The organism is Cryobacterium sp. PH31-AA6 (assembly GCF_030063195.1).
In the GTDB taxonomy this organism is placed as follows: domain Bacteria; phylum Actinomycetota; class Actinomycetes; order Actinomycetales; family Microbacteriaceae; genus Cryobacterium.
In genome coordinates, this window is record NZ_JASISS010000012.1 from 22,460 (window position 1) to 42,836 (window position 20,377).

General features: G+C 67.2%; 24 protein-coding genes. 22 read left to right on the plus strand and 2 right to left on the minus strand.

Features of this window, described 5'->3' with window-relative positions; all coding sequences use genetic code 11:
- The first annotated feature begins 58 nt into the window (after window positions 1-58).
- From QMG61_RS10020 to rplQ, 9 genes are all read left to right on the plus strand, one after another.
- Window positions 59-1,537 carry a PTS mannitol transporter subunit IIBC gene (locus QMG61_RS10020; protein ID WP_283494192.1) on the plus strand — a complete coding sequence of 493 codons (1,479 nt, stop codon included), beginning with the start codon at window positions 59-61 and terminating at the stop codon, window positions 1,535-1,537.
- Complete coding sequence (locus tag QMG61_RS10025; RefSeq protein WP_283494193.1) at window positions 1,534-1,971, plus strand: PTS mannitol transporter subunit IIA; 438 nt, start codon at window positions 1,534-1,536, stop codon at window positions 1,969-1,971. The genes QMG61_RS10020 and QMG61_RS10025 overlap by 4 nt, the downstream gene beginning before the upstream one ends.
- A complete protein-coding gene (locus tag QMG61_RS10030; protein WP_283494194.1) occupies window positions 1,968-3,119 on the plus strand; it encodes a mannitol-1-phosphate 5-dehydrogenase in 1,152 nt (383 codons plus the stop codon). The genes QMG61_RS10025 and QMG61_RS10030 overlap by 4 nt, the downstream gene beginning before the upstream one ends.
- A 171-nt stretch (window positions 3,120-3,290) precedes the next feature.
- Window positions 3,291-3,512, plus strand: coding sequence for a translation initiation factor IF-1 (gene infA, locus QMG61_RS10035; RefSeq protein ID WP_055965022.1), 222 nt, complete (start codon window positions 3,291-3,293; stop codon window positions 3,510-3,512).
- Between the two features lie 66 nt (window positions 3,513-3,578).
- The gene (gene rpmJ, locus QMG61_RS10040) at window positions 3,579-3,692 is read left to right on the plus strand and encodes a 50S ribosomal protein L36 (RefSeq protein WP_035834639.1); all 114 of its coding nucleotides are present in this window, start codon (window positions 3,579-3,581) and stop codon (window positions 3,690-3,692) included.
- Window positions 3,693-3,928: 236 nt separating this feature from the next.
- Entirely contained in the window at window positions 3,929-4,303 is a 375-nt protein-coding gene (gene rpsM / locus QMG61_RS10045) for a 30S ribosomal protein S13 (protein ID WP_283494195.1), read from the plus strand.
- Between the two features lie 44 nt (window positions 4,304-4,347).
- On the plus strand, window positions 4,348-4,746 hold the full coding sequence (rpsK, locus tag QMG61_RS10050; protein WP_055821293.1) for a 30S ribosomal protein S11: 399 nt from the start codon (window positions 4,348-4,350) through the stop codon (window positions 4,744-4,746).
- 147 nt (window positions 4,747-4,893) lie between these two features.
- On the plus strand, window positions 4,894-5,883 hold the full coding sequence (locus QMG61_RS10055) for a DNA-directed RNA polymerase subunit alpha (RefSeq protein WP_134508190.1): 990 nt from the start codon (window positions 4,894-4,896) through the stop codon (window positions 5,881-5,883).
- Window positions 5,884-5,929: 46 nt separating this feature from the next.
- Window positions 5,930-6,463: a 50S ribosomal protein L17 gene (rplQ, locus tag QMG61_RS10060; protein ID WP_283494196.1), complete on the plus strand. Its 534-nt coding sequence runs from the start codon at window positions 5,930-5,932 to the stop codon at window positions 6,461-6,463.
- A 186-nt stretch (window positions 6,464-6,649) separates the two neighbouring features.
- Here the strand turns inward: rplQ and QMG61_RS10065 are convergent, their stop codons facing one another.
- Window positions 6,650-8,536 (minus strand): acyltransferase family protein, encoded by a 1,887-nt coding sequence (locus QMG61_RS10065; RefSeq protein WP_283494197.1) that lies wholly within the window; start codon window positions 8,534-8,536, stop codon window positions 6,650-6,652.
- A 190-nt stretch (window positions 8,537-8,726) separates the two neighbouring features.
- Here QMG61_RS10065 and QMG61_RS10070 point away from each other — a divergent pair, with 190 nt between their 5' ends.
- From QMG61_RS10070 to glmM, 4 genes are all read left to right on the plus strand, one after another.
- Window positions 8,727-9,560 carry a tRNA pseudouridine synthase A gene (locus QMG61_RS10070; RefSeq protein ID WP_283494248.1) on the plus strand — a complete coding sequence of 278 codons (834 nt, stop codon included), beginning with the start codon at window positions 8,727-8,729 and terminating at the stop codon, window positions 9,558-9,560.
- Window positions 9,561-9,749: 189 nt separating this feature from the next.
- Complete coding sequence (gene rplM, locus QMG61_RS10075; RefSeq protein ID WP_283494198.1) at window positions 9,750-10,196, plus strand: 50S ribosomal protein L13; 447 nt, start codon at window positions 9,750-9,752, stop codon at window positions 10,194-10,196.
- A 49-nt stretch (window positions 10,197-10,245) separates the two neighbouring features.
- Window positions 10,246-10,731, plus strand: coding sequence for a 30S ribosomal protein S9 (gene rpsI, locus QMG61_RS10080; RefSeq protein WP_283494199.1), 486 nt, complete (start codon window positions 10,246-10,248; stop codon window positions 10,729-10,731).
- Between the two features lie 22 nt (window positions 10,732-10,753).
- Window positions 10,754-12,115, plus strand: a complete 1,362-nt coding sequence (gene glmM / locus QMG61_RS10085) for a phosphoglucosamine mutase (RefSeq protein ID WP_283494200.1) — start codon at window positions 10,754-10,756, stop codon at window positions 12,113-12,115.
- A gap of 19 nt (window positions 12,116-12,134) precedes the next feature.
- Here the strand turns inward: glmM and coaA are convergent, their stop codons facing one another.
- Window positions 12,135-13,091: a type I pantothenate kinase gene (gene coaA / locus QMG61_RS10090; RefSeq protein ID WP_283494201.1), complete on the minus strand. Its 957-nt coding sequence runs from the start codon at window positions 13,089-13,091 to the stop codon at window positions 12,135-12,137.
- A 33-nt stretch (window positions 13,092-13,124) separates the two neighbouring features.
- Here coaA and glmS point away from each other — a divergent pair, with 33 nt between their 5' ends.
- The 9 genes from glmS to QMG61_RS10135 all read left to right on the plus strand — a co-directional run bounded on the left by glmS (window position 13,125) and on the right by QMG61_RS10135 (window position 20,371).
- Window positions 13,125-14,975, plus strand: a complete 1,851-nt coding sequence (glmS, locus tag QMG61_RS10095; protein ID WP_283494202.1) for a glutamine--fructose-6-phosphate transaminase (isomerizing) — start codon at window positions 13,125-13,127, stop codon at window positions 14,973-14,975.
- Window positions 14,976-15,009: 34 nt separating this feature from the next.
- Window positions 15,010-15,366 carry a holo-ACP synthase gene (locus QMG61_RS10100; RefSeq protein ID WP_283494203.1) on the plus strand — a complete coding sequence of 119 codons (357 nt, stop codon included), beginning with the start codon at window positions 15,010-15,012 and terminating at the stop codon, window positions 15,364-15,366.
- Window positions 15,367-15,376: 10 nt separating this feature from the next.
- On the plus strand, window positions 15,377-16,525 hold the full coding sequence (alr, locus tag QMG61_RS10105; RefSeq protein ID WP_283494249.1) for an alanine racemase: 1,149 nt from the start codon (window positions 15,377-15,379) through the stop codon (window positions 16,523-16,525).
- Between the two features lie 9 nt (window positions 16,526-16,534).
- Window positions 16,535-17,083: a tRNA (adenosine(37)-N6)-threonylcarbamoyltransferase complex ATPase subunit type 1 TsaE gene (gene tsaE, locus QMG61_RS10110; protein WP_283494204.1), complete on the plus strand. Its 549-nt coding sequence runs from the start codon at window positions 16,535-16,537 to the stop codon at window positions 17,081-17,083.
- 9 nt (window positions 17,084-17,092) lie between these two features.
- On the plus strand, window positions 17,093-17,725 hold the full coding sequence (tsaB, locus tag QMG61_RS10115) for a tRNA (adenosine(37)-N6)-threonylcarbamoyltransferase complex dimerization subunit type 1 TsaB (RefSeq protein ID WP_283494205.1): 633 nt from the start codon (window positions 17,093-17,095) through the stop codon (window positions 17,723-17,725).
- Window positions 17,726-18,289, plus strand: a complete 564-nt coding sequence (gene rimI / locus QMG61_RS10120) for a ribosomal protein S18-alanine N-acetyltransferase (protein WP_283494206.1) — start codon at window positions 17,726-17,728, stop codon at window positions 18,287-18,289.
- The gene (gene tsaD / locus QMG61_RS10125; RefSeq protein ID WP_283494207.1) at window positions 18,286-19,353 is read left to right on the plus strand and encodes a tRNA (adenosine(37)-N6)-threonylcarbamoyltransferase complex transferase subunit TsaD; all 1,068 of its coding nucleotides are present in this window, start codon (window positions 18,286-18,288) and stop codon (window positions 19,351-19,353) included. The genes rimI and tsaD overlap by 4 nt, the downstream gene beginning before the upstream one ends.
- Window positions 19,354-19,487: 134 nt before the next feature.
- Entirely contained in the window at window positions 19,488-19,934 is a 447-nt protein-coding gene (locus QMG61_RS10130) for a DUF4190 domain-containing protein (RefSeq protein WP_283494208.1), read from the plus strand.
- A gap of 8 nt (window positions 19,935-19,942) precedes the next feature.
- Window positions 19,943-20,371, plus strand: a complete 429-nt coding sequence (locus QMG61_RS10135) for a hypothetical protein (RefSeq protein WP_283494209.1) — start codon at window positions 19,943-19,945, stop codon at window positions 20,369-20,371.
- Window positions 20,372-20,377 lie beyond the last annotated feature (6 nt).

Genomic DNA, 20,377 nt, shown 5'->3' on the forward strand with positions numbered 1-20,377 from the left:
CGGCGAAGTACCCCACCCGCACAGCACCGCAATCACCACCGAAACGAAAGGCAGAACAATGACGACGACGTCACCAGGGACAACGAGCACGAGCGGAGGAGCCCGCGTACACGTTCAGCGATTCGGCACCTTCCTCAGCGGAATGATCATGCCCAACATCGCGGCGTTCATCGCGTGGGGCCTCATCACCGCGTTCTTCATTCCCACCGGCTGGACCCCGAACGAAACGGTCGCCGCGATGGTCGGCCCGATGATCGTGTACCTGCTCCCACTGCTCATCGCCAACACCGGTGGCCGGATGGTCTACGGCATCCGCGGCGGCGTCATCGCCACGATCGCCACCATGGGTGTCATCGTCGGCAGTGAGATCCCGATGTTCATCGGCGCCATGCTCGTCGGCCCGCTGTCGGCCTACCTGCTCAAGAAGCTCGACAGCCTCTGGGCCGGCAAGGTCAAGCCCGGCTTCGAGATGCTCATCGACAACTTCTCCTCCGGTATCCTCGGCGCCATCCTCGCCCTCGGCGCGTTCTTCGGAATCGCCCCGGTCGTCAGCGGATTCAGCTCCATTCTCGAGGGCGGCGTCAACTGGCTCGTCTCCAACAACCTGCTGCCGCTTGCGAGCATCCTGGTGGAGCCCGGCAAGATCCTGTTCCTCAACAACGCCATCAACCACGGCGTGTTCACGCCGATCGGCGTGCAGCAGGTTGCTGAATCCGGCAAGTCGCTGCTCTTTCTGATCGAGGCGAACCCCGGCCCCGGCCTGGGTATCCTGCTTGCCTACTCGTTCTTCGGTCTCGGCCTTGCCCGGGCGAGCGCGCCCGGTGCGATCATCATCCACTTCCTCGGTGGCATCCACGAGATCTACTTCCCGTACGTGCTGATGAAGCCGATCCTCGTTCTCGCGGCCATCGGCGGCGGCATGACCGGCGTTGCGGTCAACGTGGCCTTCCAGACCGGCCTGCGCGCTCCCGCCTCACCGGGCAGCATCTTCGCGGTCCTCATTCAGACCGCGTCGGACAGCTACATCGGCGTGATCCTCTCCGTCATCCTCTCCGCGACGGTGTCGTTCCTGATCGCCTCGGTCATTCTGAGGGCCAGCCGCAAGCGCGACATCGCCAACGGCATGGACGGCGACCTCACCGGGGCCGTCGCGAAGACGGAAGCCATGAAGGGCAAGTCCAGCAGCGTCCTCGGTGGCCTCACCGGAGCGGGAGCGGCAGCCGCCGACAACCGCGAGATCAAGAACATCGTGTTCGCCTGCGACGCCGGCATGGGCTCGAGCGCCATGGGCGCATCCGTGCTCCGCAACAAGATCAAGAAGGCCGGCCTTGAGGGCATCACGGTGGTCAACCAGGCCATCGCCAACCTTGACGGCACGGCCGACCTGGTCATCACCCACCAGGACCTGGCCGCCCGTGCGCAGGAGAAGTCGCCGAACTCCATCTTCGTCTCGGTGGACAACTTCATGAACAGCCCGAAATACGACGAGGTCGTCGCCATGCTGCAGAGCAAGGCAACGGAGGAAGCATCACGATGACGCAGATCCTGGAACCCGGCAACGTTGTTGCATTCGGCACGGCCACCACGAAGGAGGACGCCATCCGCGAGGCCGGCGCCCTGCTCGTGGACGCCGGCGCCGTGACCAGCGCCTACATCGACTCGATGTTCGAACGGGAGGCGAGCGTGTCGACCTACATGGGTAACTTCCTCGCCATCCCGCACGGCACGAACGAGGCCAAGGAATCGATCATCCGGTCGTCCCTCTCGCTCGTGCGCTATCCCGACCCGATCGATTGGGACGGGAAGCCGGTGCGGTTCGCGGTCGGTATCGCCGGCCTGAACAACGAGCACCTGGAGATCCTCTCGAAAATCGCCGTTGTCTTCGCGGACACGGACGAGGTGCAGAAACTGATCGATGCCACCACGGCAGAGGACATCTTTACGCTCCTCGAGGAGGTCAACGCAGAATGAAAGCCATCCACTTCGGCGCAGGCAACATCGGTCGCGGATTCGTCGGCCTCCTGCTCCACGATGCCGGATACGAGGTCGTCTTCGCCGATGTGAATGCTTCCCTGATCGAGGCACTGCAGGCCGCCACGAGCTACACCGTGCACGAGGCGGGGGAGACGTCGACCGACCGCGTGGTCGACAACTTCCGCGCCATCAACAGCCGCGCCGAGGAGGAGGCCCTGATCGAGGAGATCGCGACCGCCGACATCGTCACGACAGCGGTCGGACCGACCGTGCTCCCCTTCGTGGCGCCGGTGATCCTCGCCGGTCTGAAACGGCGGGCGGCTGCACTCCCTCCGCTCGCCGTGATGGCCTGTGAGAACGCGATCAACGCGACCGACGTTCTCGCCGGGCACGTCTGGAAGGGCGTCTCGGCCGACGAACTGCAGACCCTGTCCGCGAAAGTCGCCTTCGCGAACACCGCGGTTGACCGGATCGTGCCGGGCCAGGCGGCCGGCAGCGGCATCGACGTGACCGTCGAGGCCTTCTACGAATGGGTGATCGAGCGCGGCGCGTTCAATGATGCCGTGCCGGTCATCCCGGGCGCGACCTTCGTTGACAACCTCGCACCCTACATCGAGCGCAAGTTGTTCACGGTGAACACCGGTCACGCAACGGTGGCCTACCTCGGTTCGGTCGCCGGGGTGACCCGGATCTCGGACGCCCTCGCGGTGCCCGAGGTGCTGAACGGGGCACGGCGGGTGCTCGAGGAGACCTCCGCACTGCTCGTGGCCAAGCACGAGCTCGACGAATCAGCGCAGCGTGCCTACCGAGAGAAGATCCTGGTGAGGTTCGCGAACCCGGCACTGCCGGACACGGTCGAACGGGTGGGGCGTCAGCCGATGCGCAAGCTCAGCCGCCACGAACGTTTCATCGGGCCGGCGGCCGAGATCGCCGAGCGCGGAACCCGCCCCACGGCGCTGCTCGAGGCCGTCGGCGCAGCCCTGCGGTTCGACGTCTCCGACGACGACCAGAGCGTCGAACTGCAGCGGCTGCTGCGCTCCGAGACCGCTGAGGCGTTCACCGGGCAGGTCTGCGGGCTCGATCCCGCGCATCCCCTCTTCGGCGACGTGGTGGCGGTCGTCCGCGAGGCCCAGGAACGGCTGTAACACCGAACCCTGCGACGGTGTCGGACACTCCGAGGATTATAGGTATGAATTGGTAAATCGCAACTTCATACCATAGAGTAAATCCTTGGTGTCTGATGCCGTCGCTTTCGGCGTGTCAGGGCACCACAATCCACGCACGACCAGCAATCAATACCCTAGCGATAGTGAGTTATGGCAAAAAAAGACGGTGTCATCGAAATCGAGGGCGCAGTAGTCGAAGCTCTTCCCAACGCGATGTTTCGTGTTGAGCTGAGCAACGGCCACAAAGTTCTTGCCCACATTTCGGGCAAGATGCGTCAGCACTACATCCGTATCCTCCCCGAGGACCGCGTGATCGTGGAGCTGAGCCCGTACGACCTGACTCGCGGCCGGATCGTCTACCGCTACAAGTAAGCATTGCTGTAAGTAACGGCCCGAGGCGTTCCTGGGGTACGAAGACAGCGAATACAAGGACACACAATGAAGGTCAAGCCCAGCGTCAAGAAGATCTGTGACAAGTGCAAGGTCATCCGCCGTAACGGCAACGTGATGGTCATCTGCGAGAACCCGCGTCACAAGCAGCGTCAGGGCTGATCTCGACAAGCTCGATCACCGCTTAGGTGCTCGATCACCGCTTAGGTGCTCGATCACCGCTTAGGTGCTCGATCACCGTTTAGGTGCTCGATCGCTGCAACGGGTGTCGAGCCCGTCGAGACACAACTGAAAACTCAAAATAGCAATGCCGGGAACCCTTCGGGGCGACACCATCGGTTGGAGGCCGATGAACAGGCATTGCTACAGACCTCCACTCATATACAGGAGAAGCCACAATGGCACGTCTAGCCGGCGTTGATATTCCTCGCGATAAGCGCGTGGAAGTTGCACTGACTTACATCTTTGGTGTTGGCCGTACGAGGGCACTCAAGACCCTCGCCGACACTGAAATCGATGGAAACATCCGAGTCAAGGATTTGAGTGACGACCAGCTCGTCACCCTCCGTGACTACATCGAAGGAACCTTCAAGGTTGAGGGTGACCTCCGCCGTGAGGTTGCCGCTGACATCCGCCGCAAGGTCGAGATCGGCAGCTACGAGGGCATCCGCCACCGCAAGGGCCTGCCCGTTCGCGGCCAGCGCACCAAGACCAACGCTCGCACCCGCAAGGGCCCGAAGCGCACCGTAGCCGGCAAGAAGAAGGCGCGCTAGGCCTCGGCCCGGCCCGTCTCGCCCTCAGGATTCAGGAGAAATTCATGGCAGCACCAAAGTCGGCCGTTCGGAAGCCGCGCAAGAAAGAAAAGAAGAACATCGCTGTGGGCCAGGCCCACATCAAGAGCACGTTCAACAACACCATCGTCTCGATCACTGACACCACCGGTGCGGTCATCAGCTGGGCGTCCTCAGGTGGAGTTGGCTTCAAGGGTTCGCGTAAGTCGACCCCGTTCGCCGCACAGCTGGCAGCCGAGTCGGCCGCCCGCCAGGCGCAGGAGCACGGCATGAAGAAGGTAGACGTCTTCGTCAAGGGCCCCGGCTCCGGACGCGAGACGGCGATCCGTTCGCTTCAGGCCGCGGGCCTCGAGGTTGGCTCGATCAACGACGTCACGCCCCAGGCTCACAACGGCTGCCGTCCGCCCAAGCGTCGCCGCGTCTAAGCACTCTCTCTGATCTGATCCTGACTGGCTCGATTCCCGGCATCCGGGTATCGAGCCGGTCGGGCCCGGATCACCGTTTTTCTTTCACACTCATTACCTCGCCACGCAAGTGTCATATAGCGGACACTTAGCCGAAAGGAATCAATAGTGCTTATCGCACAGCGCCCCACGCTCACCGAAGAGAACATTTCGGAGTTCCGATCCAGGTTCGTCATCGAACCTCTCGAGCCTGGTTTCGGTTACACCCTCGGCAACTCGATGCGCCGTACCCTGCTGTCCTCGATCCCCGGAGCCGCTGTCACCAGCATCCGGATCGATGGTGTGCTGCACGAGTTCAGCACCGTTCCCGGTGTCAAGGAAGACGTCACCGAGATCATCCTGAACATCAAGGGTCTCGTCATCTCCAGCGAGCACGACGAGCCGATCACCGCGTACCTGCGCAAGCAGGGTTCCGGCCAGGTCACCGCCGCCGACATCTCGGCTCCGGCCGGCGTCGAGGTACACAACCCCGAGCTGGTCATCGCCACGTTGAACGACAAGGCGAAGTTCGAACTCGAACTGACCATCGAGCGTGGCCGCGGCTACGTGTCGGCCACCCAGAACCGCAACGAGTACTCAGAGGCCGGCCAGATCCCGGTCGACTCGATCTACTCGCCCGTGCTCAAGGTGACCTACCGTGTCGAGGCAACTCGTGCCGGTGAGCGCACCGACTTCGACCGCCTCGTCGTTGACGTGGAGACCAAGTCGGCGATTTCGCCTCGCGACGCCATCGCATCCGCCGGTCGCACGCTGACCGAGCTGTTCGGTCTGGCCCGCGAACTGAACACCGCCGCTGAGGGCATCGAAATCGGCCCCGCGCCGGTCGACGCCGTGTTGTCGACCGAACTGTCGATTCCGATCGAAGACCTCGATCTGTCGGTTCGTTCGTACAACTGCCTCAAGCGTGAAGGCATCAACAACGTCAGCGAACTGGTCGCCCTCTCGGAGACCCAGCTGATGAACATCCGCAACTTCGGTCAGAAGTCGGTGGATGAGGTCAAGGACAAGCTCGTAGAGCTCGGCCTGTCGCTCAAGGACTCGGTGCCCGGATTCGACGGCGCCCACTTCTACAGCGGCTACGACGAAGAAACCATCTAAAGCAGTCGTTCAGACTGACTTTCGACTTTGATACTGGAGATTACCAATGCCTACGCCCACTAAGGGAGCCCGCCTCGGCGGCGGCCCGGCCCACGAGCGCCTGATGCTCGCCAACCTGGCCGCGTCCCTGTTCACCCACAAGTCGATCAAGACGACCGAGACCCGTGCCAAGCGCCTGCGTCCGGTTGCCGAGCGACTGATCACGTTCGCGAAGAAGGGCGACCTTCACGCTCGTCGTCGCGTTCTCGCGACCATCGGCGACAAGACCGTCGTGCACGAGCTCTTCACCGAGATCGCGCCGCAGGTTGCTCTTCGTGAGGGTGGCTACACCCGCATCACGAAGCTCGGCTTCCGCAAGGGCGACAACGCCTCGATGGTGCAGATGGAACTCGTTCTCGAGCCCGTCACCCCGAAGGTCAAGCGGTCTTCCACCAAGTCGGCTGCCAAGCCGGCCGCGGAAGCTCCCGTCGCCGAGGCTCCGGCCGAGGACGTCGTAGAGGATGCAGCCGTTGAAGCAGACGTCGTTGAAGCAGACGCCGTTGAAGCTGACGTCGTTGCTGACGCCGAGGAATCCAAGTAGGCGCATTCGCCTTCTAGGTTCGGCCGAGAGGCTGCACTGAATTGAGGGGCCCGACTTCGGTCGGGCCCCTTTTTCGCGCCCGAGACCGGGCTGTCCGCCGGACAAGGAACGGGTCTCAGCCCACCAGCACGAGGCTCGCGCTCACCGTCGAGCTCTGGCGCTGCGCGCCCCGGGGCATCCGCGTCATCACGGGAGGAGCGGCGGGCGAAACTCGGCAGTGCCGTCCGGGAGGGGTGTCCGGTACGCATCCAGCTCGCTTCGGGCCGGAGCCCTGGCCAGGCGTTCCAAAGCGGCCCGAACGGTCCCCGCGTAGATCCGGCCGCCGGTAGGGCCCGGGTGAATGTTGTCGCCGGCGAGCACATCGGTGTGCGGGGCGATCGCGTCGTGCCAGTCGGCGAGCTCGACCCGCCGGTGACGTGCGGAGTACTCGGCCAGGATGTCGTTGACGCCCGCCGTCCAGTCCCGGTCGGCGAACGCATCCACCAGCACCAGTTCCCGCTCGGGGCCGATGACCGCCCGGATCTCGTCGAGTTGGCTCCACCGGATGGGCCCGTTGGTGCCGAGCCCGACCACCACGACGGGCCGGAGTGTGCCGGCCTCCTCCTGCGCGGCGAGGATGTCGGGCGCGGTCCCCATGCCCCGCGACACCGCGGCGTCGATCGCGATCCCCGGGAAACGGGCCTGCAGCTCGGCTGCGGAAGCCAGCATCACGGAATCGCCGACGGCCGTGATCCGGTCTCCGGCCGCCGGTTTGGCCGGCCGCGACGCGCGCCGGGCGAGCCGCTCGGCGTGGCGTTCCGCGGCGGCCAGCGCCTGCTGCCCGCGCTCGATCTCGGTCTGGGCGCTCGTGCTGGTCGGGGCGGTCACGATCGCCGCGGTGGTGCCCGTCGTCAGGAGCAGTCCGGCGACCACCGCCAGGCCCAGCCAGGCCAGCCGACGGTTCGAGCCGTAGGCCAGGTCGCGGAGGCGCCGGATGCTGCCGCGCACCCCGAGCGAGCGCACGGGGCGTTCGAGCCAGCGATATGACACCCCGGCGGCGAGGAGCGTCAGCGCGCCCGCCAGCACCCCGACGCCGATGCTCGCCGGCACGCCCGGGGACGAGCGGACCGCGGGCCACGCCGCCTGCAGGAGCACGAGCAGCGGCCAGTGCCAGAGGTAGATTCCATAGGATCGTTCGCCCAGGTAGCGCAGCAGCCTGCTGTCCAGGGCCGTGCCGAAGCGGCGCCCCGGCACGGCCGCCCAGATCACGACCGCCGTCAGCAGGCTCACCGCCAGCAGCCCGCCGCGGTAGGTCACGGCTCCCGTGTCCGGCAGCCAGAGCGCCGCGTCCAGGAGCCCGGCGAGGGCGCCGAGGCCGAGCCACGGGCGCCAGCGGCCGAGCGCGGCCAGGAGACGAATCGCGGGGCCAGTCCTCAGATCGGCTCGGTGCAGCATCAACGCGAGCGCGGCCCCGGTGAAGAGGCCGAAGCTGTGAGTGTCGGAGCCGTAGTAGACCCGGGTAGGATCCTCGGGCTGGAAGAGCAGAGCCATCCACAGGGCGGACGCCAGGGCGAGCGCGCAGACCAGGGCCAGACGCAGCCGGCGGTTCCGGAGCAGGAGGAGACCGAGCAGGGCAACCGGCCAGACCAGGTAGAACTGTTCCTCGACCGCCAGCGACCACAGGTTGCGGAACAGCTCCGGGGCACTCGCGCTGAAGTAGCTGGCCGAACTGACGATCGACACCCAGTTGTAGCCGAAGATCGCCGCCCCGAGAACCTGCCAGCCGACGCCCACCAGCACGTCCCCGCCGATCAGCCACGCGGCAGTGCCGCAGATCAGCACCAACGGAATCAGCGGCGGCACGAGGCGCAGGGCCCGGCGTTGCCAGAACCGGCCGAGCGCGAGGCGACCGGCGCCGTCTCGTTCGACCAGGAGCAGGCCGGTGATCAGGAACCCGCTGATCACAAAGAAGACGTCGACGCCGATGAACCCGCCCGGCAGCAGGGCGGGGAAGAAGTGGAACACCACGACCAGGGACACGGCAATGCCGCGCAGGCCGTCCAGGCCGGCCAGACGCTTGGTCGGGATGCTCACGGACTGCACCCGGGCGTCAGGGGGTAGGGGTTGCAGATAGTCATCACAGGAGTGGACCGCGGTCCGGGTTCAACGATAACCCGGCCCGGACCGTACACTTACCTCCGTGATTCTTCCCCCGGCGCCCGACGAGACCCCAGCGGAGGACACCACCCGGATCAGGCTCGATATCGCCTACGACGGCACCGGCATGTCGGGCTGGGCGACCCAGCCGGGACTGCGCACCGTGCAGGGCCAGATCGAGGCTGGGCTCGCCGGCATCCTGCGGAGCCACCCGCCGTACCCCGTGCTGACCGTGGCCGGACGAACGGATGCCGGGGTGCACGCCGCCGGCCAGGTGGCCCATTTCGACCTGAACCGCGAGCAGGCCGACAGTCTCGTGCGGATCACCCGTGGCAAGGGCCGACCTCCGACCCCCCTGGCCGTCATGGTGCAGCGGCGGCTCGGCGGCATCCTCGTCACCCAGCCGGAGATCGTGCTCAAGTCCTCCAGCATCGCGCCTCCCGGTTTCGACGCCCGGTTCTCTCCGCTCTTTCGTCGCTACGAGTACCGGATCGCCGATTCCGTGGTCGGCCATGACCCCCTTCAGCGTTTCCGCACCACCTGGCACGGTTTCCGGCTGGACGTGGACAAGATGGCCGAGGCGGCGACGACGCTGATCGGGCTTCACGACTTCGCCACCTATTGCAAGCCGCGGCCGGGCGCCACGACGATCCGCACGCTGCAGGAATTTCACTGGCGACGCGACCCGGACGGCGTGATCGTCGCATCCGTGCAGGCCGACGCCTTCTGTCACAGCATGGTTCGGGCGCTGGTCGGCGCCTGTGTCGCGGTGGGGGAGGGCCGGTTGGCCGGGGATCGTCTCGTCGACCTCCGGATCGAGCGGGCCAGGACCAGCGAGTTCAAGGTGATGCCACCCCAGGGGCTGACCCTGATGGAGGTCGCCTACCCCGCCGACGAACAGCTCGCGGCGCGGGCACGCGAAACCCGGGCGCGGCGCGAACTCATCGACGACACGGAGTAGCCGCCGGCCCCGTACTCCCGCGGGGAATTGCGCGGGGATGGGCCGGGAGACTACTATTGACCTTTGGTGTCTGTGCGTTGCAGCCAGGCACACGAACGTGAGCCCTCCATCGATCGTGTTCCCACATTTGGAACACACCCGGAGCGGGATTCACGAACACCTCCGTTCGAACAAGAAAGCAGCTTAATAGTGACGCGCACTTACACTCCCAAGGCAAGCGAAGTCCAGCACGACTGGGTCGTCATCGACGCCACAGACATCGTTCTCGGTCGTCTTGCCAGCCACGCCGCCATTCTCCTTCGGGGAAAGCACAAGGCAACGTTCTCTCCTCACATGGACATGGGCGATTTCGTCATCATCATCAACGCCGAGAAGATCGCCCTCACCGGCAAGAAGCTCGACCTGAAGATGGCGTACCGCCACTCCGGTTACCCGGGCGGCCTCACGGCCACCAACTACTCGGAGATGCTCGAGAAGCACCCGACCCGTGCGGTAGAAAAGGCCATCCGTGGCATGCTGCCGAAGAACACGCTCGGTCGCGCCCAGCTGGCCAAGCTGAAGGTCTACGCCGGTCCGGAGCACCCGCACGCTGCTCAGCAGCCGAAGCCGTACACCCTCTCCCAGGTCGCTCAGTAGCGCCGGCCACCAGACTTCTCGACTCTAAGAAAAAAGGATTCACTACATCGTGGCGAAGATCGCAGACCAGATTGACCAGGCTCCGGAGAGCTACTCGACCGAGACTCCGGCCGAAACCGTAACCAAGGCGCCCCGCGCCGTCCTCAACGTTCCCGGCGCAGCCGTCGGACGTCGCAAGCAGGCCATCGCCCGCGTGCGCATCGTTCCCGGCTCGGGCACCATCACGGTGAACGGCCGCGAGTTCGCGGACTACTTCCCCAACAAGCTGCACCAGCAGCTGATCAACGACCCGTTCAAGGTCCTTGACCTGCTCGGCAGCTACGACGTCATCGCGCGCATCACCGGTGGTGGCCCCTCGGGTCAGGCCGGCGCCCTGCGCCTGGGCATCGCGCGTTCGCTGAACCAGATCGACGAAGAGAACAACCGCCCGATCCTGAAGAAGGCCGGCTTCCTCAACCGTGACGCTCGCGTCAAGGAGCGCAAGAAGGCCGGACTCAAGAAGGCCCGTAAGGCGCCTCAGTTCTCGAAGCGCTAACCCGAGCGTCGACAGCATAATAATGCCTCGACTTTTCGGCACGGACGGTGTCCGGGGCCTGGCCAACCGTGATCTCACGGTTGGCCTGGCCCTGAGCCTCGCCCAGGCCAGTGCGGCGGTCCTCACGCAGGGCCGTCGCGCTGAGTTGCGTCGTGTGGAAGGCCGCCGCCCCGTGGCGGTCCTGGCCCGCGACCCCCGCATTTCCGGCGAATTCATTGCCTCCGCCGTCGCGGCCGGTCTGGCCAGCTCCGGCGTGGATGTGCTCGATGCCGGCGTCATTCCGACGCCCGCCGCGGCCTTCCTGATCGCCGATATCGGCGCTGACTTCGGCGTGATGATTTCCGCCTCGCACAACCCCGCCCCCGACAACGGCATCAAGATCTTTGCCTTCGGGGGAACGAAACTACCCGACGACGTCGAGGACCGCATCGAGGAACACCTCGCCGGACCCAATCTCACCCCGATCGGTGGCGACGTCGGACGCATCCGTCGGTTCGCCGACGCCGAGGACCGGTACGTCGTGCACCTGCTCAGCACACTTCCGCACCGTCTCGACGGCATCCACGTCGTGCTTGACTGCGCGCACGGTGCCGCAGCGGGCGTCTCCCCGCAGGTCTTCACGGATGCCGGCGCACGCCTGACGGTGATCGGTGCCGACCCCGACGGCCTCAACATCAACGACGGCGTTGGCTCGACCCACCTCGACAACCTGGCCGCCGCAGTGATCGCCAACGGCGCTGACATCGGCATCGCGCACGACGGCGACGCCGACCGGTGCCTCGCGGTCGACCGCGACGGTAATGTCGTCGATGGTGACCAGATCATGGCGATCCTCGCGGTCTCGATGGCCGAGCGCGGCGTGCTCAAGGACCGCACGCTGGTCGCCACCGTGATGAGCAACCTCGGCCTGCGCAAGGCCATGGCCGACAACGACATCACGATGATCGAAACCAAGGTCGGCGACCGCTACGTGCTCGAGGCACTCAACGCGAGCGGGCTTTCGCTCGGCGGTGAGCAGTCCGGCCACGTGATCATGACCAAATTCGCCACGACCGGCGATGGCATCCTGACCGGCCTGCACCTCGTGGCCGAGATGGCCCGCACCGGCAAAACCCTGGCCGAGCTGGCATCGGTGATGAAGGTGTATCCGCAGATCCTCGTGAACGTGCGGAACGTTGACCATCACGCCCTCAAGAGCGACGACACGATCGCCAGGGCGGTACTCGTTGCGGAGGCCGAACTGGGCGACACCGGGCGCGTGCTGCTGCGCCCATCCGGCACGGAACCGATGGTGCGCGTCATGGTCGAGGCCGCAGACCAGGTGACCGCCGATCGGCTGGCGCACGCGCTGGCCGACCTCGTCCGGGAGCGCCTGGCCCTCTAGGCCTCAGCCGACCGCCGGGTCACACCTTGCGCAGGAGCACCTTCGAGACGGCGTGGTTGGAGTCCTTGCGCAGCACGAGCGTCGCGCGTGACTTGGTCGGGCGAATATTCTGCACCAGGTTCGGCTCGTTGATCTCGGTCCAGATCGTCCGCGACCGGTGGCGCGCCTCGGCCTCGGTCAGCGTGGAGAACCGGTGGAAATACGACTTCGGGTTCGTGAAGGCGCCGCGCTGCAACTTGAGGAAGCGTTCCTCGTACCACCGGGCGATGTCCTGGGTGCGGGCATCGACGAACACGGTGAAGTCGAACAGGTCGCTGACCGCGAGGCCATGGCCAGGCCCGGGCGGCTGCAGCACGTTGAGGCCCTCAACGATCAGGATGTCGGGCTGACGCACCACGATCTGGGCGTCCGGCACGATGTTGTAGCTGAGGTGGGAGTAGAACGGGGCGCGCACCTCGGTGGCTCCGCTCTTGACCGCGGAGACAAAACGGAGCAGCGCCCGCCGGTCGTACGATTCCGGGAAACCCTTGCGGTCCATCAGACCGCGCCGGGCCAGCTCCGCATTCGGGAACAGGAAACCATCGGTTGTCACGAGTTCCACCCGGGGAGTGTCCTCCCAGCGGGCGAGCAGTTCACGCAGCAGCCTGGCGATGGTGGACTTGCCCACCGCGACGGAGCCGGCGACACCGATCACAAACGGGGTGCGCTGGGCGCGTTCACCGAGGAAGTCACTCGTTGCCCGGTGCAGTTGCCTGGCACCCGCCGCGTAGAGATTCAGGAGCCGACTCAACGGAAGGTAGACATCCGTCACCTCGCTGAGATCGAGCGGTTCGCCCAGCCCGCGCAGCTGCACGATCTCGGTCTCGCGCAGCGGCAGCATGGTGGTGGGGGCGAGTGCAGCCCAGTCGGCCCGGTCTAGTTCGACAAACGGGGTGCTGTGGCCGTTCTTCCAGGGGCTCGCAACCGGTTCGGACATTTCCCCAAGCTTAGTCCGACTAAAATCGGGTTCATGTGCGGAATCGTAGGTTATGTCGGAGAAGATAAAAGCGTCGAGGTTCTGATGGGGGGGCTGCGGCGACTGGAATACCGGGGGTATGACTCGGCCGGTATTGCCGTCATCGACTCCGACGGGGTGCTCAACACGGCCAAGCGCGCCGGCAAGCTTGCCGTGCTCGCCGGTGAACTCGAGGCTCACCCGATCAACAACGGACGCACCGGCATCGGCCACACCCGGTGGGCCACCCACGGCGGCCCGACCGACGCCAACGCGCACCCGCACCTCGGCGACAACGGCAAGCTCGCCCTGATTCACAACGGCATCATCGAGAACTTCGCCGGTCTCAAGGAAGAACTCGTCGCCGAGGGCTTCGAATTCGAGAGTGAGACCGATACCGAGGTGGCCGCCGTGCTGCTCGGTCGCGAATACCAGCGATTCGGCGACCTCGGAGACGCCTTCCGTTCGGTCGTGTCCCGGCTCGACGGCGCCTTCACCCTCCTCGCCGTGCACCAGGACCAGCCCGGCGTCGTCGTCGGCGCCCGCCGCAACTCGCCGCTCGTGATCGGCCTCGGCGACGGGGAGAACTTCCTCGGTTCCGACGTCGCAGCCTTCGTCGAATACACCCGCCGCGCCGTGGCCATCGGCCAGGACCAGATCGTCACGATCACGCCCGACCTGGTCACCGTCACCGATTTCGACGGCAACCCGGTCGAAACCGAGGAGTTCGACATCGCCTGGGACGCCTCGGCGTCGGAGAAGGGCGGCTGGTCCAGCTTCATGGCCAAGGAGGTCACCGAGCAGCCGGATGCCGTCGCCAACACCCTCCGCGGCCGCATCCACGAGGGCCAGGCCGTCGTTCCCGAGCTGACCGTCTTCGGCGATGACGTGCTGGCCGGCATCCGCCGGATCATCATCGTCGCCTGCGGCACCGCCGCCAACGCCGGCTTCGTCGCCAAGTACGCGATCGAGAAGTGGACCAGGGTCCCGGTCGATGTGGAACTCAGCCACGAATTCCGTTACCGCGACCCGGTGCTGACCCCGGAGACGCTGGTCATCTCGATCAGCCAGTCCGGCGAGACCATGGACACGCTGATGGCGGTCAAGTACGCCAGGGAGGGCGGCGCCAAGGCCATCTCCATCTGCAACACGCAGGGTGCCACCATCCCGCGGGAGTCCGATGCCGTGATCTACACCCACGCCGGCCCCGAGGTCGCCGTGGCATCGACGAAGGGTTTCACCGCCCAGATCGCCGCCCTCTACCTCTTCGGGCTTCACCTCGCCCGCGTTCGCGGCACCCTGAGCCTCGCCGAATCGGCGGAACAGGTCGCCGAGCTGCAGGCCATCCCGGAGAAGATCGCGACGACCCTGCTCCAGGAAGCCACCGTTCAGGAACTGGCCGGCTGGATGGCCGACACCAGGGCGGTGCTCTTCCTCGGCCGCCACGTCGGCTTCCCGATCGCGCTCGAGGGTGCCCTCAAGCTCAAGGAACTCGCCTACATCCACGCTGAGGGCTTCGCGGCCGGCGAACTCAAGCACGGCCCGATCGCTCTGATCGAACCCGGCCAGCCGGTCTTCGTCATCGTGCCCAGCCCCCGCGGTTCGGCACACCTGCACCCGAAGGTCGTCTCCAACATCCAGGAGATCCGCGCCCGCGGTGCCCGCATCATCGCCATCGCCGAAGAGGGCGACGTCGCCGTGCTGCCCTACGCGGACACCGTCATCCGGATCCCGCTGGCCGCGCCGCTGTTCGAACCGCTCCTGGCCGTGGTCCCGCTGCAGATCTTCGCCATGGCCCTGGCCACAGTCAAGGGCCTCGACGTCGACCAGCCGCGCAACCTGGCGAAGTCCGTCACGGTCGAATAGCGGGCGTCGGGAACGGGATGCGCGAGGACACCGCATGATTCGAGGCATCGGGGTCGACATCGTCGACCTCGCACGCTTCGAACGCCAGGTGCTGCGCACTCCCGGGCTCGTGCCCAGGCTCTTCACCCCGCGCGAACGTGAGCTGCCGGTGCATTCGCTGGCCGCGCGATTCGCCGCCAAGGAAGCGCTGATCAAGGCGCTCGGCGACAGCGCGGGGGCCACCTGGCAGGAGATGGAGGTCGTCACCGACGAGCACGGAAACCCCGGTTTCCGGCTCTCCGGCGGCGCCGCCGCGGTGCTCACCGCGCGGAAGATCAGCACCGTGCACCTGACGATGACCCATGACGCGGGGGTCGCCTGCGCCTTCGTGGTCGCGGAGGGCGACTCATGACCGGTTTCGGATCGTGACCGCGTTCCGGGAAGCGGTCGTCGACCTCGGCGCGATCCGGGCCAACGTCGCCCACCTGCGTGCTGTCGTCGGCACCCCGCACCTGATGGCCGTGGTGAAGGCGAACGCCTACGGCCACGGCGCCCTTCCGGTGGCCCGCGCGGCCCTGGCCGCCGGAGCGGACTGGCTCGGCGTCGCCGACGCCGCCGAGGCGCTCCAGCTGCGCACCGGCGGCATCGACTCGCCCATCCTCGCCTGGCTGCACGACCCCGACGTCGACTTCGCCCCGGCAATCAGCCAGGACATCGACCTCGGCCTGTCCTCGCAACGTCAGCTCCGGCAGGCGGCGGATGCCGCGGCAACCCTCGGCCGCGCGGCCTCGGTGCAGATCAAGCTCGAGACCGGGCTCAACCGCAACGGGGTAGCCGAATCGGACTGGGCGGAGGTGTTCGCACTGGCCGCCGGGTACGAGCGGGCGGGACTGCTGCGCGTGCGCGGGCTCTTCAGCCATCTGTCCAACGCGTCCCCGGCCGACGACGCCGAGGCAATCGTGCGCTTCGAGCGCGGCGTGCGGCTCGCGGCGGATGCCGGACTGTCGCCGAGTCTGATCCACCTCGCGTCGACCGCTGCGGCGCTCCGGCTCCCGGCGGCGCGGTTCAACATGGTGCGGATCGGAATCGGCCTCTATGGGCTGTCGCCATTCGAGGATCAGAGTTCGCACGAACTGGGCCTCATTCCCGCGATGACCCTGCGCGGGCGGGTCGCGGCCGTGCGCCGGGTCGCCGCCGGCGCCGGGGTGTCCTACGACTACCTCTGGCGGGCACCGGAAGACGGGAACCTCGCCCTGGTGCCCCTCGGCTACGCCGACGGGGTGCCGCGGCAGGCCTCCGGGGCCGCGAGCGTGCGGATCGGCGCGAGCACGCATCCGATCGTGGGTCGGATCGCGATGGACCAGTTCGTGGTCGACGTCGGTCAGGGCGACGTTGCCGTGGGCGACACCGTCGTTCTGTTCGGCGACCCGGCGACCGGCGCCCCGAGCGCCACAGACTGGGCCGACGCCGCCGGCACGATCAACTACGAGATCGTGACCCGGATCGGGCACCGCGTTCCGCGCAGCTACCTGGACCCGGAACGGTCCGCTCCGGCCGAAGAGGAAGGCTGACCAGGCGCCATGCGCACGATCATCCCCGACGCCGACGGAATGCACGACTTCGGCATCAGTCTCGCCGGCCGGCTCAGGGCCGGAGACCTGATCGTGCTGACCGGACCGCTCGGCGCGGGCAAGACCACCTTCACCCGCGGCCTCGGCGAGGGACTTAGGGTGCGCGGCTCCGTCACCAGCCCCACCTTCGTGCTCGCCCGCACCCACCCGAGCACGATCGGCGGGCCGCCGCTGGTGCACGTCGACGCGTACCGGCTCTCGAGCGCCGTCGAACTCGACGACCTCGACATCGACTTCCCGAACTCGATCGTTGTCGTCGAGTGGGGCAGGGGCATGCTCGACGGCCTGACCGAATCCTGGCTGGACATCGAGATCGAGCGGCCGCTCGGCGCGTCGCAGGCCGTCGAGGCAGTCGGCCCCGCCGCCGGCGACGAGTTCGACCTCGACGAGCCGCGCACCGTCACGATCACCGCGTACGGTCCGCGGTGGGCCGACGCCGCCGGATTCGACGAGTCGGATGCCCCGGAAGAGACCGGGGACCCGCGGCCCAGCGAATAGGCTGGTGAGGTGCTTCTCGCCATCGATACCTCCGCCGGCACGAGCGTCGCCGTCGTCGACCTCGAGCGTGGCGTCATCGCCGAACTCGGCACCGGCGACACCATGCGTCACGCCGAGGTGGTCGGCCGGCTGATCGCCGACTGCCTCGACGAGGCCGGGGTCCGCGTCGCGGACCTCTCCGCGGTGGTCGGGGGCATGGGGCCCGGACCGTTCACGGGCCTCCGGGTGGGGATCGCCGCGGCCAGGGTTTTCGCCCTCGGCGCCGGCAAGCCGTTCGTGCCGATCATCAGCCACGACGCCATCGCCTACGGTCGCTTCCGGTCCGGCCACGTCGGCGGGCTCGTCGTCGTCACCGACGCGCGCCGCCGCGAGGTGAACTGGTCCGCCTACAGCGGGGCGGATGCCGTCGGCCTGCCGATCCGGATCGACCCGCCCGGGGTGGCGAAACCGACGGCGCTGCAGGAACCCGACTGGCTCCACGCCGAGCTGCCGCGGGTCGACGCGGCGACGGTCTCGGCCGGAGACCTCGGCCTGGTCGCTGAGATCCTCCGGGCGAACCGGCGCGCCTTCGCCGCCGACGAGGCGCTCTACCTGCGGTCGCCGGACGTCACCATGCCCACCGGGCCGAAACGGGTGAGCTAGATGACCTGGCAGCTGCGGCGAGCAAACCGCGCCGACGTCATCGCCATCATGGCGCTCGAAACCCGAATCTTTGCGAACGACGCCTGGTCGGCGGACGCCATGGCCAGGGACGTCACCGACCCGGACTGCTACTATCTCGTCGCGTTCCCGCCCGACATCCCGACCCGGATCGACGCTTACGCCGGGCTGCTGGCGCCCCGCGGCGCGCTGGAGGGCGACATCCAGACCATCGCGGTCACCGAGGACGCCAGGGGACACGGCCTGGGCCGCACGCTCATGCTGGCCCTGCTCACCGAGGCTCGCAAGCGCGGTGCCCGCGAGGTGTTCCTCGAGGTGCGCGCCGACAACCCGGGAGCGCAGCGCGTCTACCGCCGACTCGGTTTCGAGGACCTCGACGTGCGCCGCGGCTACTACCAGCCCGACAACGTCGACGCGCTGGTGATGCGGGTACACCTGCCCGACCCGGAATCCGCACCGACCATGCTCGCCCAGCCGGAACCCACCCCAGACACCGCACCGGCACCGCACGAGCAGGAACCCGCACGCCCGGAGGCCACCGTATGAACCGCACGAACCCGCTCGTGCTGGGCATCGAAACGTCCTGCGACGAAACCGGGATCGGGATCGTGCGCGGCACGACCCTGCTCTCCAACACGATCGCGTCCTCGATGGACGAACACGCCCGCTACGGGGGCGTCGTGCCGGAGGTCGCCGCCCGCGCGCACCTGGAGGAGCTCGTGCCGGCCATCCGGGCGGCCACCGCTGAGGCCGGCATCAACCTGGCCGACATCGACGCGGTTGCCGTGACCAGCGGCCCCGGCCTTGCCGGGGCGCTCATGGTCGGCGTCGGGGCCGCGAAGGCCCTCGCCGTGTCGCTGGGCAAACCGATCTACGCGGTCAACCACCTCGTCGGGCATGTTGGGGCGGACCTGCTGCGCAGCGACGATGCCGTGGCCGAGGCTCCCCTCGAGTACCCCACCATCGCGCTCCTCGTTTCGGGTGGGCACACCTCCCTGCTGCTCGTGCGTGACATCGTCTCCGACGTCGAACTCCTCGGCGAGACCATCGACGACGCGGCCGGGGAAGCCTTCGACAAGGTGGCCCGGATTCTCGGCCTGCCCTACCCCGGCGGCCCGCAGATCGACCGTGCGGCGCAGGGCGGAGACCCGAAGGCCATCCGTTTTCCCCGGGGTCTCAGCCAGACCAAGGACATGGCCAGGCACCGCTACGACTTCTCCTTCTCCGGGCTGAAGACCTCGGTGGCCCGCTGGGTCGAGCAGCGGCAGGACGCGGGCGAACCGGTGCCGATCGCCGATGTCGCGGCCAGCTTCCGCGAGTCCGTCGTGGACATCCTGCTCATCAAGGCCGTCGCGGCGTGCGTGGACCTCGACGTGCCCCGGCTCCTCCTCGGCGGCGGGGTCATCGCCAACGCCAGGCTGCGCCAGGTTGCCGTCGAACGCACGGATGCCGCCGGCATCGCCCTCCGGATCCCGCCTCTGTCGCTCTGCACCGACAACGGCGCCATGATCGCCGCCCTCGGCGCGCAACTGATCATGGCCGGGCATGAGCCGTCGTCGCTGGGGTTCGGCGCGGACTCGACGCTGCCGGTCTCGGAAATCCAGGTCTGAAACCGGGCCCCACCCGCGGTTCCTCCGGAAAGGGATATTCTGGGCGTGGTGGCCAGATCGGCCGCATTGACACCTCGCGGCCTGCGCTGCCACTATGGCACCGCCAGACGACAAATTCTGAAGGAGCGCATCACATGACCGACCCGAACCTGCAGCCCCTGACCCCGCCGCCGTATGGTGGCCCGCCGACCCCGCCGCCCTATGGTGGCCCGCCACCGCCGCCGCCCTACGGGGGACCGGCCACGCCTCCGCCCGGCAACGCGGCCCCGTACGCCCCCTACCCGGGCACGCCGGCCGCGAAGCAGCCGATCCTCAGCATCCTTGCCCTCGTGGCCGGCGTGATCGGTATTCTGGGTTCGCCGGTGGTATTCATCCCCATCGTCGGTGGCATCTTCGGACTGTTCATCCCCGCCGCTGCCATCGTGCTCGGATTCTTCGGCCGCACCAAGGAGCCGCGGGCAAAGGGGCTCTGGCTCACCGGGATCATCACGGGAGCGGTCGGTGTCGCCCTGGCCCTGCTGAGTATCGTGATCTGGGCGATCGTCTTCGCCAACATCCCGAGCTCCGGCTACACCTACTGACCCGGTCCATGGAAGCTGAACGCCCGGACGGTGATCTGACCGTCCCACCCATCGGACGCCGGGAGAGCCGGTTGAACCTCACCCGCCCGCGGGGTCCGGACGCCGGCGAACTGGATTATGAGTCGACCGTGACGGCCCCCACCGAGTGGGTGCCGTACGTGTACACCGACACCGAGTTGCGCTCTCGTGAGGGCGGTCGCGGCCTGTCGATCGCGTCGCTCGTCTTCGGGCTGGCCGGGCTGCTCGGCGCCCTGTTCGGGGTGTGGGGTGCGCCCCTCTCCCTGGCCGCGGTCGTGCTGGCCGTGATGGCCCAACGATCCGAACGACTCGGCGGAGCGCTCTGGGTCTGGGGGATGGCCGCCGGTCTGGGTGGCCTGGCCATCGTGATCGTCTGGATCGTGATCATCAGTGAGGCCCTGGACCGGATCCCGTACTGATCTGAT

Bases quoted from the DNA above. Each gene is read 5' to 3' on its own strand.
- QMG61_RS10030 (WP_283494194.1), top strand. From the start codon at position 1,968: ATGAAAGCCATCCACTTCGGCGCAGGCAACATCGGTCGCGGATTCGTC.
- QMG61_RS10130 (WP_283494208.1), top strand. From the start codon at position 19,488: ATGACCGACCCGAACCTGCAGCCCCTGACCCCGCCGCCGTATGGTGGC.
- glmM (WP_283494200.1), top strand. From the start codon at position 10,754: ATGCCTCGACTTTTCGGCACGGACGGTGTCCGGGGCCTGGCCAACCGT.
- rimI (WP_283494206.1), top strand. From the start codon at position 17,726: ATGACCTGGCAGCTGCGGCGAGCAAACCGCGCCGACGTCATCGCCATC.
- tsaD (WP_283494207.1), top strand. From the start codon at position 18,286: ATGAACCGCACGAACCCGCTCGTGCTGGGCATCGAAACGTCCTGCGAC.
- glmS (WP_283494202.1), top strand. From the start codon at position 13,125: ATGTGCGGAATCGTAGGTTATGTCGGAGAAGATAAAAGCGTCGAGGTT.
- rpsM (WP_283494195.1), top strand. From the start codon at position 3,929: ATGGCACGTCTAGCCGGCGTTGATATTCCTCGCGATAAGCGCGTGGAA.
- QMG61_RS10135 (WP_283494209.1), top strand. From the start codon at position 19,943: ATGGAAGCTGAACGCCCGGACGGTGATCTGACCGTCCCACCCATCGGA.
- rpsK (WP_055821293.1), top strand. From the start codon at position 4,348: ATGGCAGCACCAAAGTCGGCCGTTCGGAAGCCGCGCAAGAAAGAAAAG.
- infA (WP_055965022.1), top strand. From the start codon at position 3,291: ATGGCAAAAAAAGACGGTGTCATCGAAATCGAGGGCGCAGTAGTCGAA.
- QMG61_RS10020 (WP_283494192.1), top strand. From the start codon at position 59: ATGACGACGACGTCACCAGGGACAACGAGCACGAGCGGAGGAGCCCGC.
- coaA (WP_283494201.1), bottom strand. From the start codon at position 13,091: ATGTCCGAACCGGTTGCGAGCCCCTGGAAGAACGGCCACAGCACCCCG.
- QMG61_RS10025 (WP_283494193.1), top strand. From the start codon at position 1,534: ATGACGCAGATCCTGGAACCCGGCAACGTTGTTGCATTCGGCACGGCC.
- QMG61_RS10100 (WP_283494203.1), top strand. From the start codon at position 15,010: ATGATTCGAGGCATCGGGGTCGACATCGTCGACCTCGCACGCTTCGAA.
- tsaE (WP_283494204.1), top strand. From the start codon at position 16,535: ATGCGCACGATCATCCCCGACGCCGACGGAATGCACGACTTCGGCATC.
- rplQ (WP_283494196.1), top strand. From the start codon at position 5,930: ATGCCTACGCCCACTAAGGGAGCCCGCCTCGGCGGCGGCCCGGCCCAC.
- rpmJ (WP_035834639.1), top strand. From the start codon at position 3,579: ATGAAGGTCAAGCCCAGCGTCAAGAAGATCTGTGACAAGTGCAAGGTC.
- QMG61_RS10070 (WP_283494248.1), top strand. From the start codon at position 8,727: ATGTCGGGCTGGGCGACCCAGCCGGGACTGCGCACCGTGCAGGGCCAG.